The organism is Paenibacillus sp. AR247 (genome assembly GCF_002968895.1).
Classification (GTDB): Bacteria; Bacillota; Bacilli; order Paenibacillales; family Paenibacillaceae; genus Paenibacillus_AQ; species Paenibacillus_AQ favisporus.
On sequence record NZ_PCZT01000021.1, the window covers coordinates 90,628 to 107,165 of the forward strand.

Below are 16,538 nucleotides of genomic sequence, written 5' to 3' on the forward strand. Positions count from 1 at the left end.
AAAGCGATTAAAATGGGTGCGAGGCTGACGGTGCGGGAATCGCAGGCCGCGATTTTTCTGAACGAGGGCCAGATCGCCGATGTGTTCGGCCCAGGAACGTATACCTTAAGTACGCAGAACATGCCGGTTCTGACGGCGTTAAAGTCATGGAAATATGCATTCAATTCACCGTTTAAGGCAGATGTGTATTTTGTAAACACGCGTAACTTCACGGACCAAAAATGGGGAACGACCAACCCCATCATTATGCGGGATCCTGAATTCGGAGCCATCCGGATGCGGGGATTCGGCAGCTACGCGTTCCGCGTGCAAGACCCGGCATTGTTTCTTAAGGAAATCTTCGGGACCCAGTCCTCATTCGGTTCAGATCAAATCGGCGGTTATCTCAAGTCGGTGATCGTGTCCGGTGTGAGCGACCTGATTGGCGAGGCCAAAATTCCGATCATGGATATTGCGGTGCAGTACGACGAGCTGAGCTCCGCCCTCCGGACCAAGCTGGAGCCGATTTTCAACGCTATGGGTCTGTCCCTGTCGGGATTTTTTATCGAAAACATCTCCTTACCGGAAGAAGTCGAAAAGATGATCGACCGGAAATCATCCATGAGCATTGCCGGCAATCTCGATCAGTACATGAAGTTTCAGGCCGCCGAATCGCTCCGCGATGCAGCCAACAATCCTGACAGCGGGCTTGCAGGCGCCGGGGCAAGCCTCGGGGCGGGCATGGCCATGGGGCAGATGTTCAATCAAGCGATGAAGCCTGCAGCGGATGCTGGTGAGCCCCAGCCTGCCGCGCCTTCCCATTCGGCGTCCCCCGTTGATACCGAGCCCTGCGCCCAGTGCGGACACGGGCTCAAAGCCTCTGAGAAATTTTGCCCGGAATGCGGTACGCCGCGGCCGGAGAAAAAATTTTGCACAGAGTGTGGGGGCAGCTTGAGCAGCACGATGAAGTTCTGTCCGAGCTGCGGCAATAAAGTGTAGAGGAGAGCGCTTATGTCCGTCGAAGCACCGATCCGTTTCCCCTGCTCGGGCTGCGGGGCGCAAATGATTTTTGATACCGAAACCCAGCAGATGAAATGCACGTATTGCGGAAGCCTGGCTCCCATTGAACAGCCCCGTTATCCGTCCGAGCCCACCGAATATGAGCTGGATTTTGCGGATGAACAAGATCAGGCCTTGAAAGACTGGGGGACCGAGCAGCAGGCGGTCCAATGTGAAAACTGCGGGGCCCAGATGCTCCTGCCTGCCGCGCAGACGGCGGCTCTATGCGCATTTTGCGGTTCCCCCAAGGTCCTGCCCCAAGGGGATCCGGACAGCATACGGCCCGAATCCATCATCCCTTTTCACATCTCGAAGGATGAGGCGAACGCCCTGTTCCTGAAGTGGAAGAGAAAAAATGGTTCGTGCCGGGCGCCTTCAAAAAGCAGCAAACCCGCTCGACGGTTTCCGGCATTTATGTCCCCTTCTGGACCTTTGATGCCCAGACCGATTCCGACTATTCGGCAGAGGTAGGCACCTATCATTATCGCACGGAGACGCGTACCCGGACTGTTGACGGGAAAACAGAGACGTACGAGGAGCAGGTTCGGTACACCGTGTGGCATTGGACATCCGGCTCTTACGAGCGATTTTTCAACGATGTGCTTGTTCCTGCTTCCAAACAACACGACACCCGCCTGATGGAGCAGTTTGACGATTTCAGCCTGGAGGACCTTCGACCATACAAGCCTGAATATTTAAGCGGTTTTGTGGCGGAAAGGTATACCGTGCCCCTGCGTGAGGGTTGGAGCGACGCCGTATCCCGGATGGACGACAGCCTGGAAGATTCGATACGCCGGCAAATTGGCGGGGACGAACTGCGCAACCTCAGCATCGATACCCAATACTCCGAGCAGACCTACAAGCATATCCTGCTGCCGCTTTGGAACGCCTCTTACACGTACAAAGAGAAAACTTATCGGTATATGGTCAACGGGGAGACGGGCAGCATCAGCGGCAAGGTCCCGCGCAGCGGATGGAAAATTACGTTCTTCACCCTTTTCTGCGTACTTGTGGTCGCCGCCATTATTTTGTATTTTTATCAATCCTAAATGTACCTGTTGGTCGATTCATAACATTCGCAAATCCTAAAATAGAATAAAAAAGAGTTCAGCCTGGTTGCTGAGCTCTTTTTTTAGTTTCTCCGCGGCTTACGTCACATGTTCGAGCTTGCCTGGTTCTCGGTTGATCCCTGGATGTACCGCTCTCCCCACTCGCACATCACATCGATGACCGGCCGGAGTGATTGGCCCAGCTCGCTCAATTCGTAAACGACTTTCGGCGGGACTTGGTTGTATACCGTCCGGATGATGACCCCATCCTCCTCCAACTCTCTAAGCTGCTGAGTCAGCATTTTTTGCGTGATGCCCGGGGTCAATTTTTTCAGCTCGCTCGTTCGTTTCGCTCCATAGGTTAAATGGCATAAAATTAGCGTTTTCCATTTTCCCCCGATGACTTCCAGGGTCGCTTCTATAGGTATATTAAAAGCTTGTGGCATACTTGTTTTCATGGCACTTTTTCCCCCGATCAAAATAGGTACTTTTTGGTTCCTATATTACCTTTTGGTGAAAATGACACAAAAAAGTGCGTACTTCTGTTTCTCGATTATATGATACATAATCTCCTTGTGCCAATAAGGAAATCGGCAGACCCGATCGAGCCGGTTCCGGAATGGATGATTATTCATAATGAGGAGGACATATCGAATGAAGGCAAACGGTCAAACGTCTCAAAGTTCCGGCAAGCTTTCCTGGGGCTTATTGTTCGTTTTGTGCGGCGCCATTTTTCTGGAAGGGATCGACGTGTCGATGATGGGCGTGGCTCTGCCCTCGATCCGTGCTGAACTGGGCATGTCCACCGGTTCGCTGCAATGGGTAGTCAGCGCCTATGTACTGGGGTATGGCGGCTTCATGCTGCTGGGAGGCAGGGCAGCCGACCTGTTCGGGCGCNGAAAAAATGTTTCTGCTATGGCTCACCGTTTTCTTTGCTTTCTCCGGACTAGGCGGATTATCGATCGAAGGCTGGATGCTGATCACCGCCCGGTTTGTTACAGGCATTAGCGCTGCGTTCATGACTCCGGCCGGCTTATCCATCATCACGACAAGCTTTGCGGAGGGAACTGCACGTAACAAAGCATTGCTCGTTTATGCCGGGACAGCGGCCGCCGGGTTTTCACTCGGTCTTGTGGTTGGCGGCATCTTAAGCGAGATCAGCTGGCGTTGGGTTTTCTTTGGTCCGGTTCTATTGGCGTTTGTGATTCTTCTAGCCGCGATTCGCCTCATACCGGCCTCTGGTCGGCCGGAGGCCTCCTCCAAAGGCTTCGATCTGGCTGGAGCAGTCAGCGTCACTGCGGCCATGCTGCTTCTGGTTTACGGTGTCGTGGAATCCTCCAACCTGGGCTGGAGCTGGACCGCCGGAATCATGGCTTGCAGTGCCCTGCTTTTTGGTCTCTTCGCAACGATTGAACGACGCTCGGCTTCCCCCTTGGTACGCCTTGGCATATTTTCTGCCAGCTCACTCGTGCGGGCGAATCTGGGTGCCATGTTGTTTGCCGGCTCTTTTTTCGGGTTCCAGTTCGTGACGGTGCTCTACCTCCAAGAACTGCGCGGCTGGTCATCTCTTGAAACGGGTCTTGCCCTGCTCGCCGTCGGTGTCGATTCCATACTCGCACCTACGCTGACCCCCAAGCTGGTAAACCGTTTCGGCAACATTCCGGTGATTTTCGGCGGGTTCTGCCTTGCTGCATTAGCCTACGCCCTTTTTCTTCCCATCGGTTTGGACTGGACCTATGCAGCGATGTTCCCGACGATGATCCTGACGGGCCTCGCCTTTTCGCTGACTTACGGACCTTTAACCATCGCCGCCACGGACGGAATAGCGGAAGAAGAGCAGGGGCTCGCCAGCGGTTTATTGAATACCTCCTTCCAGTTTGGCGCCGCACTCGGTTTGGCGGTCGTGACCGCTGTGCAGATTGGTGCTACAGGTTTCGACAAATCCCCTCAAGCGATGCTCGACGGCTACCGTACAGCGATGATGGTTCCGATTGCCGCTTCCCTTCTCGGGATTGGCATTACTGCCCTCGGCCTTCGTAAACGCTCCGCAGAAAAGTATGTAAACAGCTAAAATAACGGTCCGCCCTGCAGCGCAGGACGGACCTCTCATTTGTCGATCGTTCAAAGCTTTTATTCAACTATAAGTTTAGCTTTCATATTGGCGTGGCCTGGGCCGCACATTGTGTTACAGAAGAGTTCATACGTCCCAGCCTCATTTATTGCCACAACCTCGGAATCACCGGAGCGCAGTTCTTTAATTCCAACGCCTTTAAATGCAATACTGTGGACACCGGATTCCGGATCTAAGGTTAACTTAACGGCTTCTCCTTTTTTAATTCGATACTCTGCTTTATCAAACTCCCAGTTCGTTGCCTTGATCACGACTTCATTCGTTATTGTTTTTGACTCTTCACTAAGCGCTGATTGAGCCATTTCATTTTTACTGGCCCCACACGCTGTAAGCAATATGACAAAGGCAACAATAATGACGGAAACCCAGGTTATACGAAGCATGCTATCCCCTCCTTGTAATGGTAACAGCTTAAATCTTCCCACTCATATCTATCAATAATTCTTTGTCAATATCTGTCATAGGGTTTTCTTATATCTACAAGGATTTCAGCTCCTTGACATCTACACTGACTGTTAAAAGATATAAACGATAACTATGTCAGATATAGGTAGACCCATATTGATCAAAGTACAAAATGGATAATAAGATGTTTCTAATGTACTAATTTCACATATTGGGGGTATTTAAATTGGAAATCAAACATGGCCAATTAACAACAAGTTGGGGAGCTCCGGTTGGAGATAACCAGAATTCTATGACCGCTGGCTCTCGAGGTCCAACACTCATTCAAGATGTCCATCTTCTTGAAAAGCTTGCCCATTTCAATCGTGAACGTATCCCTGAGCGAGTTGTTCATGCCAAAGGTGCCGGTGCGCACGGATATTTTGAAGTAACCCACGATGTGTCCTCATATACCAAAGCCGACTTTTTATCCGAGGTTGGTAAACGCACGCCCTTGTTCATCCGCTTCTCGACGGTTGCAGGCGAACTTGGCTCTGCAGATACCGTGCGTGACCCTCGTGGATTTGCCGTCAAGTTTTACACCGCAGAAGGGAACTATGACTTAGTAGGAAATAACACGCCTGTCTTCTTCATAAGAGATGCCATTAAATTCCCGGATTTCATCCATACTCAGAAACGGCATCCTCAAACCCACCTTAAAAATCCAAACGCAGTATGGGATTTCTGGTCATTGTCTCCCGAGTCCTTACATCAAGTGTCCATCTTGATGTCTGATCGCGGTATCCCTGCTACTTTACGTCATATGCATGGTTATGGAAGCCATACGTTTAAGTGGGTCAATGCAGATGGACAAGGAGTTTGGGTAAAATATCATTTCAAAACGGAACAGGGTGTTAAAAATCTGGATGTCGAACTAGCTGCTAAACTGGCCGGCGAAAATCCGGATTATCACATTGAGGATTTGTTTCATGCTATAGAAAAGGGAGACTTCCCCGCGTGGAAGTTGTATGTTCAAATCATGCCGCTTGAAGATGCAAATACTTATCGATTCGATCCATTCGATGTCACAAAAGTGTGGTCACAAAAAGACTACCCTCTTATCGAGGTTGGACGTATGGTCCTCGATCGTAATCCGGAGAATTATTTTGCAGAAGTCGAACAAGCAACTTTCTCTCCTGGAGCCTTCGTACCCGGTATTGAAGCTTCTCCGGATAAGATGCTTCAAGGCCGTTTATTCGCCTATGCCGATGCACACCGCTATCGGGTTGGAACAAATCATAACACGCTTCCTATTAATAAACCCGTTATCGAAGTGAATAATAACCAGCGTGACGGTCAAATGCGTTATGATCGCAACGGAGGAAGTTCAATGTATTATGAACCGAATAGTTACAACGGGGTGACTGAATCTGCAGCATACAAGACAGCTACGTTTGAGGTATCCGGTATAGCCGACAGTGTCCCTTATGACCATCATGACCATTACACTCAACCTGGTGACTTGTACCGGTTACTTAGTGCAGAAGAACGCGGGCGCTTGGTAAATAATATTGTGAATGCCATGAAACCGGTTGAAAAGGATAAAATAAAACTTCGTCAAATCGCCCATTTTTATAAAGCCGATCCTGAATGGGGAAATGCGGTTGCTGCGGGGCTTGGTTTAAGAGATATGGAGACTTTATCCTATTAAACAAAAAGCAGTTATCACAGCTGATTATAGCCTGTGTAACTGCTCTTTTTAGCGTTATCAAATGTTATGCGAAGGGGAAATGCTCTTTGTACCAATCGGCTGCTTCGTCGATTTCGGTGAAAGTTAACTGATGACCCGCATGTTCCCAGTGGACTTCGACGGAAGCACCTGCGCCTTCCAATCGTGCTAGCAATTCTTTGGTCTCAGACGCAGGGGAGATAAAATCATTCGTTCCAGCACCAATAAATATGGGTGTTTGCGATAAATCAGGGAGTAATACACCGCGACGAGGAACCATGGGATGGAATAATATCGCGCCTTTTAATGAGTTTTTGCAATGGAACAATAGACTTCCTGCAATATTTGCTCCATTAGAATAACCGATCGCCACTACATTCTGGCGGTCGAACTCATATCGGTTCGCTGCTTGATCGATAAATCCGTTCAGTTCTTCAGTTCGAAACAAAAGGTCCTCCTCATCAAAGACGCCCTCGGCCAACCTCCTGAAAAATCTGGGCTTTCCATTCTCCTGCACCTCTCCCCGAACACTAAGGACATTCGAAGCCGAAGAGATTCGACGAGCAACCGGCAATAAATCGTATTCCGTTCCACCCGTACCGTGCAATAAGAGAAATGTCACCGAACTTGATTTTGAACCTTTCCGATATAAGTGTTTCATTGCTTGATTGACTCCAATTCGCGCACTTGAATAGGGGGCAGGTTCTTTTCAATTTCAGCACGGTTGTCTTCAAACCATGACGGCAACATTAATACCTCGCCCAGATGATCCTCAGGCTCATCATTTGCGAAACCCGGCGGATCTGTCGCAATTTCAAACAAAATACCGCCTTGTTCACGAAAATAGATCGCATGAAAATACTGTCGGTCAATAATCGGTGTAGGCTGTAAACCGCTGCTTTCCACATGGCTTCTCCAGGCATCATGGTCTTCAAAATCCTTGGCTCGCCACGCGATATGGTGAACGGTGCCGCTACCTGGGATCCCCCATTCCATGGGCTCCGCATTCACATCAATGAGGTTGCCGATATCCCCTTCAGCCTTATAGCGAATAAAGTCGCCATCCTGCCCTACCCTTTCAAGACCTAAAACGTCCTCAAGTACCTGCATGGTCTTGGTAGATGCAACACTGTATAGCACGGCGCCCCCAAAGCCTTTGATCGCCTTATCCGCCGGGATACCTCCGAATGACCATGTATTGAGCGCTCCGTCTTCCCGTTCAACAATTTCTAACTGCAGACCGTCAAGATCTAAAAATTCGATATAGTTTTCAGAAAAACGGGTGCTTTCCGTGAAGGAAATTTCGAACGCCGTGAGGCGTGCTTTCCAAAAATCAATTGCGCCTATGGGTACTACGTACGTTGTTGTACCTACTTGTCCTCCTCCTATGCGACCCTTGCGGGAAAGTTCGTGCGGGAAGAACGTCATTATCGTTCCGGGGCTGCCTTTTTCATTGCCGAAGTACAAATGGTATACCTCGGGTGCGTCAAAGTTAATTGTTTTTTTCACAAGACGAAGACCTAGAACTCCAGCATAAAAATCTACATTTCTCTGCGCGTCCTTCACGAAACAAGTAATATGATGGATGCCTGCCGTTTTCTTTATGATATTCCCCATCCTTCCCAGACTCCTTCTGTTATCTTTTGTACGAAAAACCCATAACGCAAAAGGCCGAGGATTTTCTCAAGCCGTTGCGATGATTATAAGAAAAAGCTATATGAGACATAGAAATATCGATATTGATCGTGCGAACCGCTGTTTATACGATTGTGTTACATATCTGGTTCTTGGAATTCAATAATCTATAGAATTCCTCGGCTGGAAAATGAATCTCGTAAAATACAAAGGAGAGTTTGGATGGGAGTACGTTTTTTAAAAATGGCTGTTATTTATATTGTTCTCGGTATTGGCATTGGAATCTACATGGGTGCAACATTGAATTTTGCACTGACTAGCGTTCATGCCCACACCAACCTTTTCGGATGGGCAACTTTAGCCCTTTGCGGATTTACTTATCTGCGTTTTCCCAAAGCCGCAGCGTCCCGTCTGGCTCAATGGCACTTCTGGTTGCAGGGCACAGGTTTGCCAATCATGCTGATCTCGCTGTCCTTTATTGCAAACGGCTATGATCAGGAATGGTTATCAACGATTAAACGTATAGGTGAATCCGTTGCCGGAAGCGGCATTCTTGTTTTTGCTGTCAACGTGTTTTTAAATGTGAAGGAAACCAATGTAGCTGTAAAAAAAGGGCGCCTGCAGAAGAAAGGGGAATCACGATTGATTAATCCAGCAAAGCAAGCGGCACCACGTTATAACCTTACGACCCTGATTCTGTTCTGGTGCTCATTAATTGTCGTCTCATCCCTATATTTAACGATCCCCTTGTTTCCCTTATTTGAGGACGTATTCCAGATTTCATCTTCCAAAGCAGCTTGGGCAGGAAGCGCCTTTTCATTTGCTTTTGCCGGCGGAGGACTCCTGTTCGGGGGGCTTTCCGACCGCTACGGACGGAAAAGATTGATGATATCCGGATTATGCCTGCTCGCGGTATCAACCCCTTTTATTGGAACGGTCCATGAGTTTCAGTGGCTTATTGTGCTGAGGGTTATCCAAGGATTGGCAGCCTCCATGTTTCCGCCTTCTGTGTTAGCCTACGCAATAGAGATGTTCCCAACGAAAAAAAGGGTAACGATCCTCGGATTTATAAGCACCGCCTTTTTGATGGCCAGTATCGTTGGGCAGATCTATAGCAGCACCGTCATATTGGAACTAAGCTGGAGATATGTGTTTTACATCCTTGGCATCGTGTATTTTATTTCGTTTTTTCTGATTACCTTATGCGTACCCAAAGATATCATCCAGAAGCCGGAGGGCAATTTCTTTTCTCCGTTAAAGCGCATTGGCGGTATTTTCAAGAAAAAAAGCCTGCCCTTCTGTTACATCATTTCCTCAACTCTCTTTATTGCACTTGTCGGTTTTTTCTCTACGCTTGGAAGTTATCTAAGCAGCGCTCCCTTCAGTCTGAGCCACCAGGAAATCTTATGGGTTCGCGCAGCCGGTATCATCGGCATGCTCGTTTCCCCGTTTGATGGAAGGCTCGTTGCTAGGTTTGGCGTAAAAAATGTACTATGTTGCGGTCTGATCTTGGCCGGTATTGGCCTAGGTCTTGTAGGCGCCTGGGAGAACCTTGCGTTTTTAATCTTGGCGAGTATTGTTTTTGCAGCTGGCATAGCTATGGCTCTTCCCGCCTTGTTGTCTCTAATAGGCACTTTAGCTGGAGAGTTAAGAGCTAGCGCTCTTTCCTTCCATATGTTTATGCTATTTATCGGAGCCTCACTTGGCCCCATCGTCTCGGTTTATCTGACCGGCATCAAAGGTCATGTGTTCACTTTCGAGGTGTTGGCCGGATTACTGCTGCTAAGCACGATTGTCCCATTCTTCATTCGCTTAGAGAAAAAGGAAACCACCACCACCTCAATCAATCCGCCCAATCAAACTAACGTTGAGCATTATCATTAGGAAGATAACTCCTGTTTTGATTGGGGCCGCTGATAAAATCTTCTAAATAAAAAGGTACAGTCCCCCATTTTCAATGAGGGGACTGTACCTTTTGTCTGACCTAGGATCGCCTTAGATTTATTCACTTTTAGAAGACAAAGCAATCCAAGTCGCAGAAACCGCTGCCGTGATGATGGTTACACTTATGATGAAGATGGACCTGTTTAGGCGTATGGGCACCTGATCCACCACCTCCATATTCCGGACCCTTGTAATAGCCGCCAAAGAAATTATGCGGAGACCAGTCTGGGCTGGCTTTGGGAGCTGGAGGCGACAAAGACTGAAATTCGCTGGTACCGTAGACAATCTTACCACCTACGACTGTAAAGACAGATTCAATTTTTTTAATTGCTTCTTCCGAGACATGAAAGAAATTATCGGAAAGGATCGTAAAATCAGCATATTGACCCGGTTTGATCTGCCCTTTCACATCTTCTTCCTTTGAAAACCATGCATTCCCCGTCGTATACATCCGAAGCGCTTGGTGTCTCTCTACACGATTAGAAGCAGGATACAAACTTAATCCTCCCAGTGTTTTGCCCGTCACTAGCCAATATAAGGCCACCCAAGGATTATAACTTGCTACTCTGGTGGCATCCGTTCCCACACCAACGCGCAATCCGGACTTCATCATCTTGGTTATCGGAGGAGCATTCTCCGCTGCTTTTGCCCCATATCTTTCGACAAAATATTCCCCCTGGAAAGCCATTCGGCTTTGAACCGCGATCGAACCTCCTAATTCGACGACCCGCTCCAAATCCTTCTCATGGATCGTTTCGGCATGATCCAGAATCCAGCGCAAGTCTTTGAACGGCACCTCTTTGTTTACTCTTTCAAAAACATCAAGAAAACGTGTTATGGATTCTCCATAAGTGGCATGAAGACGAAACGGCCAACGTTGTTGAACGAGATGTTGGGTAACTTCAAAGAGTTCATCTTCGAGTACAGCTGGAAGCTCCGGACGAGGCTCAACAAAATCCTCAAAGTCTGCTGCGCTGTAAACAAGCATTTCACCTGCACCGTTATGACGATAATAAGAACTGCCCGTGTACGGCTGCGATGAAGCGGTCCATGCTTTAAAATCGTTTAATTCATTCTTGGGATGCTGAGTGAATAAATTATACGCCGTGCGAACCGTAATTTCTCCACGTCTATCCAGTTCCTCAAACACCTGATAGTCATCGGGATAGTTCTGAAAGCCCCCTCCAGCGTCGATAACGCTTGTCACACCAAATCGATTCAATTCCCTCATAAAGAGTCGGGTTGAATTCATCTGGTCCTCATATGAAAGCTTTGGCCCTTTAGCTAAGGTGGCGTACAATATCGTTGCATTAGGCCTCGCGATGAGCATTCCTGTTGGATTGCCCCGGCTGTCCCTTTGGATTTCTCCGCCTGGCGGATTAGGCGTATCCTTCGTATACCCTATTACCCGTAAGGCAGCTTTATTCAAAAAGGCTTGACGATAAAGATTAAGGATAAAAACGGGGGTCTCCGGAGCAATTCGATTGATTTCATCCAGAGTTGGCATCCGGCGTTCGATGAATTGGAACTCCGTCCATCCGCCTACAACACGGACCCAATGAGGTGCTGGTGTACGATCAACCTGCTTCTTCAGCATTCGCAATGCATCCGCTACGGATGGCACCCCATCCCAGCGAAGTTCAAGGTTATAGTTGAGACCACCGCGAATGAGATGAATATGTGAATCGTTCAAGCCCGGTATCAACATTCGTTTGTTGGCATTGACAACCTTCGTGGAGGATCCGACATATTTCATGATTTCGGCATCATCACCCACAGCCAGGAACTGGCCGTCCTTAACGGCAACTGCCGATGCGGTAGGATTTACATCGTCCATCGTTACGATGCTGGCATTGTGAATGACTAGACTGGCCTCAACATCTATCGTTTTTCTAGACATGATTCCGCTCTCCTTTTAGATTGCATTATTTGTGGTTTAGCCATTGCTGGATCCAGGGGATCAGCCGCTGGCCTACAAACATACCTGCGAGACCGAGCAGTCCCAAAAAAGGCGGTGCTGGCGACGGGATCTTAAGCGATTGAAAAACAACGCCAATGACAATACCTGCGGCAAGGGCTAAGGCCATAGAACCTATAGAACCTGTGCTCATAGTCAATACCTCCTTTAATACGAATTGTGATGTTCTTGCTAGACTGCCTTTATTCATAAGTCTAAAAGTCGACATTTTCACTAACAATATGGCTTTTTCTATAACAGCCATAGGAATTGCTTATGTATATTCTTTATAGAACTTTCGAAGTATATAGGATTTTCCTATGAAAAATATAGAAAACTGTAGATTGTTTGCACATTGGTATTTCCATAGACTGAATACATGCAGCATTCCAATGTCTCGGGCCCTGCTGCAACCAATATCTAGGAGGTAGGATCCTCGTATGTTTAATGACAAGACTGATTTACTTACGGCTGAAAACTCTGCAATTACTGATTTACTTACGGCTGAAAACTCTGCAATTATTCTTATTGATCATCAGCCTCAAATGATCTTTGGAGTTCAAAGCGCGGATCGTCAAACCATCATTAACAACACGGTTGGATTGGCCAAAACCGGGAAAGTCTTTAATGTGCCCACCATTCTTACAACGGTGGCTGCAGAATCATTCTCAGGCCCGATTCATCCGCAAATTCAAGAGGTATTTCCAGATCAGGTACCGATCGACCGTACAACAATGAACTCTTGGGAAGATGAAAACCTGGTACAAGCCGTGAAGAAAACAGGCCGCAAAAAGCTGGTGATGGCAGCGCTCTGGACAGAGGTTTGCCTTGCCTTTCCTGTTATTGGAGCTATTAAAGACGGATACGAAGTATACATCGTAACGGATGCTTCAGGCGGGACGACTACGGAAGCGCATAACATGGCCGTTCAACGCATGATCCAAGCAGGAGCCATCCCGGTTACCTGGGTTTCTGTTATGCTTGAGTACCAACGCGATTGGGCTCGCCAGGAAACCTATGACGCCGTGATGTCGATTGCTAAGGAGCACACCGGTGCTTATGGCGCGGGTATTGTTTATGCCCAAACGATGTTTGGCGGCCACGAGGGCGGAAGCCAAAATTAATAACTATCAATAAAAATCAGAGGAGAATGAAACATGCCAAAATTATTAGTCGGAGAAGAAAATGGGCACCCTATTCAGTTGAATTTTGAGGATGTTGGCGCAGGCAAACCTGTCATTTTGATTCATGGTTGGCCACTGAGCGGACGCTCTTGGGAGAATCAGGTTCCAGCGCTCATCAATGCAGGTTACCGCGTAATTACCTATGACCGCCGTGGATTCGGGCAATCCTCCCAACCGTGGAACGGATATGACTATGATACGTTTGCGGCGGATCTTCATAAGCTAATCGAACAGCTGGACCTTAAGGATGTTACGCTGGTCGGATTCTCGATGGGTGGCGGAGAGGTAGCCCGTTACATCGGTACATACGGAACAAGCCGTGTCAAAAAAGCCGTGCTGGCCGCTGCGGTTCCACCGTTCTTTTACAAATCTGCCGAGCATCCGGAAGGTGGTCTGGATGAAGCCACGATTCAAGGCTTCCTAGACGGTTTGAAAAAAGACCGTGTCGCCTTCCTTGACGACTTCACTCACAATTTCTTTAAAGCAGGGGATCGAACCGATCTGGTTAGCGAGTCTTTCCGCCATTACAACCTTGAAATTGCTTCTTCTGCTTCGCCAAAAGGGACGCTGGATTGTGTTGAGGCTTTCGGCCGGACGGATTTCCGTGGCGATTTGGCGAAATTTAATATCCCTTTGCTTGTTATCCATGGGGATTCCGATGCAATTGTGTCGCTTGAAGTCAGCGGTCAACTTTCCCACGAAGCGGTTCCAGGTAGTCAACTCGTCGTCATCGAAGGTGGACCTCATGGTCTAAACGCGACTCACCCTGAAGAATTCAATACAGCTTTAATTAACTTTCTGAATGCTAAATGATTGAAAGGTGTGAACTGTGACCCATGAGAGGGTGCTTTTCCACAAAAAAATGACCCTCTTATGGGTCATTTGTGTTTTAGTCTTTTCTCATCACTCGGTTTCAAACCGTCTCCGCTGGCTTCGAAATTCCAGCGCTGTGATGCCTTCGGTATCCTTGAATATTCTCGTAAAATGCTTCACATTTTCGAATCCAACCTGATCGCTGATTTCGTACACCTTCAAATCGGAGTGCACCAGAAGTTCCTTCGCCTTATCCAGCCTTAACCGGCGAACATAGTTCGAGAAGCTCTCACCGGTAAATTCTTGGAAGGCTTGGCTGAAATACGAGTAATTGAGTGAGAAATGGTTGGACACCACCGCCATGTTTAAATTGTCGGCATAATGCGTCTGCAAGTAGGTGAGTACTTTTTGCATCGTATTTTGTTCCGTTGGCACCTGCTCTTTCCGATCTTGGATGAACCGATCCAGACGATCAAGAAGCTGTTCGACCGATTTGTAATAATCTTCAAATCGGTCGAAATTTCCGATGTGACCAACAGGAGCGTACTTCATTAATAGACCGAATACCTTAAGCCCGTAGATGCGGAACAACTTATCGAACAGCTCCTCGTTGAGCAGCTGACTAATACGTTCCAGATATCCGATTTCACTGCTGCTAATGATACGAACATCGAGGATTTGATCCAGAAGTTGTTTGATTTCATCCCCGCGTCCCATTCCAAGGAGATTCAATATTCGTTGAATCAACTCCATAGGGACGACATACCGCTCATTGCGATCACTTATGCCGGTGTAATCCAGCACATCGAGATCTGGAAGAAGAATCCCGTATTTCATAGTTTGCTTCGCCTGACTGTATGCCCACCTTATCTGCTCAATCCCTTGAACGGAATCACTAATCGCAATTCGCAGCTGTGTCTCATACTCACTTAACCCCCACTGTTCCGCCAACCTGTAGAACATACCAGGATCGCTTGCTATCATAATCGTTCCGCCTTTTCCATCACGCGTCAGCATCCAATTCATATGCCCTTGTAACAGCTCAGCGATTTGATTCCTGAAAGAAGCTGCATCCGTACTGCTTGCCTGTGAACTTCCACCACGTTGCGTAACCAAGCCCAGTGTATATCCTGCATCCAACCAGTTTAAGCCGGCCTGCTTCAGCTTGTTCGGTGTGATCGCATCATCCACATCCTTCTGGGTTAAATGCAGGGTAACCAGCTCGGCAGCAAAAAGGCTGGCATCTTCGCCCGCCTGGTCTGCTCGCTCTTCTCTTTTCTTTATATCCAGCATTAATCGCTCCAGGACGGCAAACATCTCCTCCCGAATCACAGGCTTTACGAGATAATCCTTCACAGCAAAGCGGATCCCTTTCTGCGCATATACGAAGTCATTATAGCCAGACAGCAATACAACCTCGGGTTTAACCGGATGGTCTTGCAGTTGGTCGAGCAGTTCGATCCCATCCATAATGGGCATTCGGATATCTGTAAACATAATATCCGCAGGCTCCTGGCGCAGCAGCTCCAGCGCCTCTTCTCCATTCTCGGCAAATCGATAATTAAACAGATCAGGGAACTGCCTCTCAATGACTGATTGCAAGCCCCTCCGAATGATCTTCTCGTCGTCGACGATCAGCAAGCTAATCATAGATGTCCTATCCCCCTCCCATGACCCGGTACGGCAAAGTCATGATTATGCGTGTATAGCTTCCTTCCTGACTTTCGATCCGAATCCCATATTCCACCCCATAGCTCATCACTAAACGTTGGTCCACATTACGCAGACCGATTCCATTACCGTCCTCGTTCTCCTTACGAACGAATAATTGCCGGACCTCCTGATAAGCATGCTCTTCCATTCGCAACATTTGATTCAACAAGCCCAGCGTTTCATACGGTATACCGCGGCCGCTGTCCGTAATCTCTATGACACAAGCTTGATCACGTCGGACGGCAGAGATCGTAATGAGAAGATTTCCGTCCTTGGAATGCATGCGGCTCATCCCATGCTTGATTGCATTCTCGACTACGGGCTGCAGCGACATTTTAAGCGATTCCTGCTTGAGGCATTCCGGTTCAATAGACAATTGGAGATCGAGTCTGCCATCATAACGGATGTTCATGACGGATACATAATGCTGGACCTGCTGGATCTCATCGCTGAGCATCACGTGATCCTGCCTCCATTCCATCGAATACCGCATCATACCGCCTAACGAGGTCATGATGTCCGATATAAGATACTGCCCTTCAATCTCCGCCAGCATCTTGACGTTCTCCAGCGTATTGTAGAGGAAATGGGAATCGATCTGGTTCTTCAGCGCCCGAAGCTCAGCTTCTTTGCCTGCCGCCTGCCGAGCTGCCTGGTCTTGAATGAGCTCGTTAATTTTCAGAATGAGCTTGCGGTAATGAAAGCCCAGCTCTCCTACCTCATCGGTACCGGTAATCGGCGGCAGCTTGACGTTGAAGTTGCCATTTCTCACCTGCTGCATCGATTCTCTTAGCGCCTTAAGCCTGCGCAAAATGATCGCTTGCATCGAGTAAGACAGCAGCACGAGAAATGCCGCCAGTAATGAAACGAGCACGATATAACGAACCTTCGAGTGGTTAATGCCTTCCATGGTTTCCTCAAGACTAGCCATATTGACCAGATGTACGTCAATCGATGGGAT

General features: G+C 48.1%; 14 protein-coding genes and 1 pseudogene. 7 read left to right on the forward strand and 8 right to left on the reverse strand.

Translation table 11 applies throughout. The features are described from left to right. On the forward strand, positions 1-978 hold a 978-nt coding region (locus tag CPT76_RS28865), incomplete at its 5' end, for an SPFH domain-containing protein (RefSeq protein WP_105445332.1). Between the two features lie 401 nt (positions 979-1,379). Next, on the forward strand, positions 1,380-2,087 hold the full coding sequence (locus CPT76_RS40760) for a hypothetical protein (RefSeq protein WP_258168894.1): 708 nt from the start codon (positions 1,380-1,382) through the stop codon (positions 2,085-2,087). A gap of 104 nt (positions 2,088-2,191) precedes the next feature. Here the strand turns inward: CPT76_RS40760 and CPT76_RS28875 are convergent, their stop codons facing one another. Next, a complete protein-coding gene (locus CPT76_RS28875; protein ID WP_105445333.1) occupies positions 2,192-2,545 on the reverse strand; it encodes a winged helix-turn-helix transcriptional regulator in 354 nt (117 codons plus the stop codon). Between the two features lie 301 nt (positions 2,546-2,846). Here CPT76_RS28875 and CPT76_RS28880 point away from each other — a divergent pair. Next, positions 2,847-4,158: pseudogene (locus tag CPT76_RS28880) on the forward strand (MFS transporter). Between the two features lie 59 nt (positions 4,159-4,217). Here the strand turns inward: CPT76_RS28880 and CPT76_RS28885 are convergent. Then, positions 4,218-4,601 carry a cupredoxin domain-containing protein gene (locus CPT76_RS28885; RefSeq protein ID WP_105445334.1) on the reverse strand — a complete coding sequence of 128 codons (384 nt, stop codon included), beginning with the start codon at positions 4,599-4,601 and terminating at the stop codon, positions 4,218-4,220. 254 nt (positions 4,602-4,855) lie between these two features. On the opposite strand from CPT76_RS28885, the gene katA reads away from it, so the two are divergent. Then, the gene (gene katA / locus CPT76_RS28890; protein ID WP_105445354.1) at positions 4,856-6,313 is read left to right on the forward strand and encodes a catalase KatA; all 1,458 of its coding nucleotides are present in this window, start codon (positions 4,856-4,858) and stop codon (positions 6,311-6,313) included. Positions 6,314-6,377: 64 nt separating this feature from the next. On the opposite strand, the gene CPT76_RS28895 is transcribed toward katA, so the two are convergent. After that, positions 6,378-6,992, reverse strand: coding sequence for an alpha/beta hydrolase (locus CPT76_RS28895; protein ID WP_105445335.1), 615 nt, complete (start codon positions 6,990-6,992; stop codon positions 6,378-6,380). Next, positions 6,989-7,939, reverse strand: coding sequence for a ring-cleaving dioxygenase (locus tag CPT76_RS28900; protein WP_181153111.1), 951 nt, complete (start codon positions 7,937-7,939; stop codon positions 6,989-6,991). The genes CPT76_RS28895 and CPT76_RS28900 overlap by 4 nt, the downstream gene beginning before the upstream one ends. 249 nt (positions 7,940-8,188) lie before the next feature. On the opposite strand from CPT76_RS28900, the gene CPT76_RS28910 reads away from it, so the two are divergent. Beyond that, a complete protein-coding gene (locus CPT76_RS28910; RefSeq protein WP_258168895.1) occupies positions 8,189-9,850 on the forward strand; it encodes an MFS transporter in 1,662 nt (553 codons plus the stop codon). A gap of 127 nt (positions 9,851-9,977) precedes the next feature. Here the strand turns inward: CPT76_RS28910 and CPT76_RS28915 are convergent, their stop codons facing one another. Both CPT76_RS28915 and CPT76_RS28920 read right to left on the reverse strand, forming a co-directional pair. After that, positions 9,978-11,810: an amidohydrolase gene (locus tag CPT76_RS28915; protein ID WP_105445337.1), complete on the reverse strand. Its 1,833-nt coding sequence runs from the start codon at positions 11,808-11,810 to the stop codon at positions 9,978-9,980. Positions 11,811-11,835: 25 nt separating this feature from the next. Beyond that, complete coding sequence (locus tag CPT76_RS28920) at positions 11,836-12,021, reverse strand: XapX domain-containing protein (protein ID WP_076176227.1); 186 nt, start codon at positions 12,019-12,021, stop codon at positions 11,836-11,838. A gap of 286 nt (positions 12,022-12,307) precedes the next feature. Between CPT76_RS28920 and CPT76_RS28925 the strand changes: the two genes are divergently transcribed. Beyond that, on the forward strand, positions 12,308-12,991 hold the full coding sequence (locus CPT76_RS28925; RefSeq protein ID WP_105445338.1) for a hydrolase: 684 nt from the start codon (positions 12,308-12,310) through the stop codon (positions 12,989-12,991). A gap of 33 nt (positions 12,992-13,024) precedes the next feature. Further along, positions 13,025-13,864, forward strand: coding sequence for an alpha/beta fold hydrolase (locus CPT76_RS28930; protein WP_105445339.1), 840 nt, complete (start codon positions 13,025-13,027; stop codon positions 13,862-13,864). Between the two features lie 90 nt (positions 13,865-13,954). Here CPT76_RS28930 and CPT76_RS28935 read toward each other — a convergent pair whose 3' ends face one another. Both CPT76_RS28935 and CPT76_RS28940 read right to left on the reverse strand, forming a co-directional pair. Next, positions 13,955-15,514: a response regulator gene (locus CPT76_RS28935; RefSeq protein ID WP_105445340.1), complete on the reverse strand. Its 1,560-nt coding sequence runs from the start codon at positions 15,512-15,514 to the stop codon at positions 13,955-13,957. 7 nt (positions 15,515-15,521) lie between these two features. Beyond that, positions 15,522-16,538: sensor histidine kinase (locus CPT76_RS28940; RefSeq protein ID WP_146116457.1), on the reverse strand; the 1,017-nt coding region annotated here is incomplete at its 5' end.

Excerpts from the sequence above, each read along its gene's own strand:
- CPT76_RS28885 (WP_105445334.1), bottom strand. The coding sequence starts at position 4,601 with ATGCTTCGTATAACCTGGGTTTCCGTCATTATTGTTGCCTTTGTCATA.
- CPT76_RS28910 (WP_258168895.1), top strand. The coding sequence starts at position 8,189 with ATGGGAGTACGTTTTTTAAAAATGGCTGTTATTTATATTGTTCTCGGT.
- CPT76_RS28895 (WP_105445335.1), bottom strand. The coding sequence starts at position 6,992 with ATGAAACACTTATATCGGAAAGGTTCAAAATCAAGTTCGGTGACATTT.
- CPT76_RS28915 (WP_105445337.1), bottom strand. The coding sequence starts at position 11,810 with ATGTCTAGAAAAACGATAGATGTTGAGGCCAGTCTAGTCATTCACAAT.
- CPT76_RS28920 (WP_076176227.1), bottom strand. The coding sequence starts at position 12,021 with ATGAGCACAGGTTCTATAGGTTCTATGGCCTTAGCCCTTGCCGCAGGT.
- CPT76_RS28930 (WP_105445339.1), top strand. The coding sequence starts at position 13,025 with ATGCCAAAATTATTAGTCGGAGAAGAAAATGGGCACCCTATTCAGTTG.
- CPT76_RS28875 (WP_105445333.1), bottom strand. The coding sequence starts at position 2,545 with ATGAAAACAAGTATGCCACAAGCTTTTAATATACCTATAGAAGCGACC.
- CPT76_RS28925 (WP_105445338.1), top strand. The coding sequence starts at position 12,308 with ATGTTTAATGACAAGACTGATTTACTTACGGCTGAAAACTCTGCAATT.
- CPT76_RS28935 (WP_105445340.1), bottom strand. The coding sequence starts at position 15,514 with ATGATTAGCTTGCTGATCGTCGACGACGAGAAGATCATTCGGAGGGGC.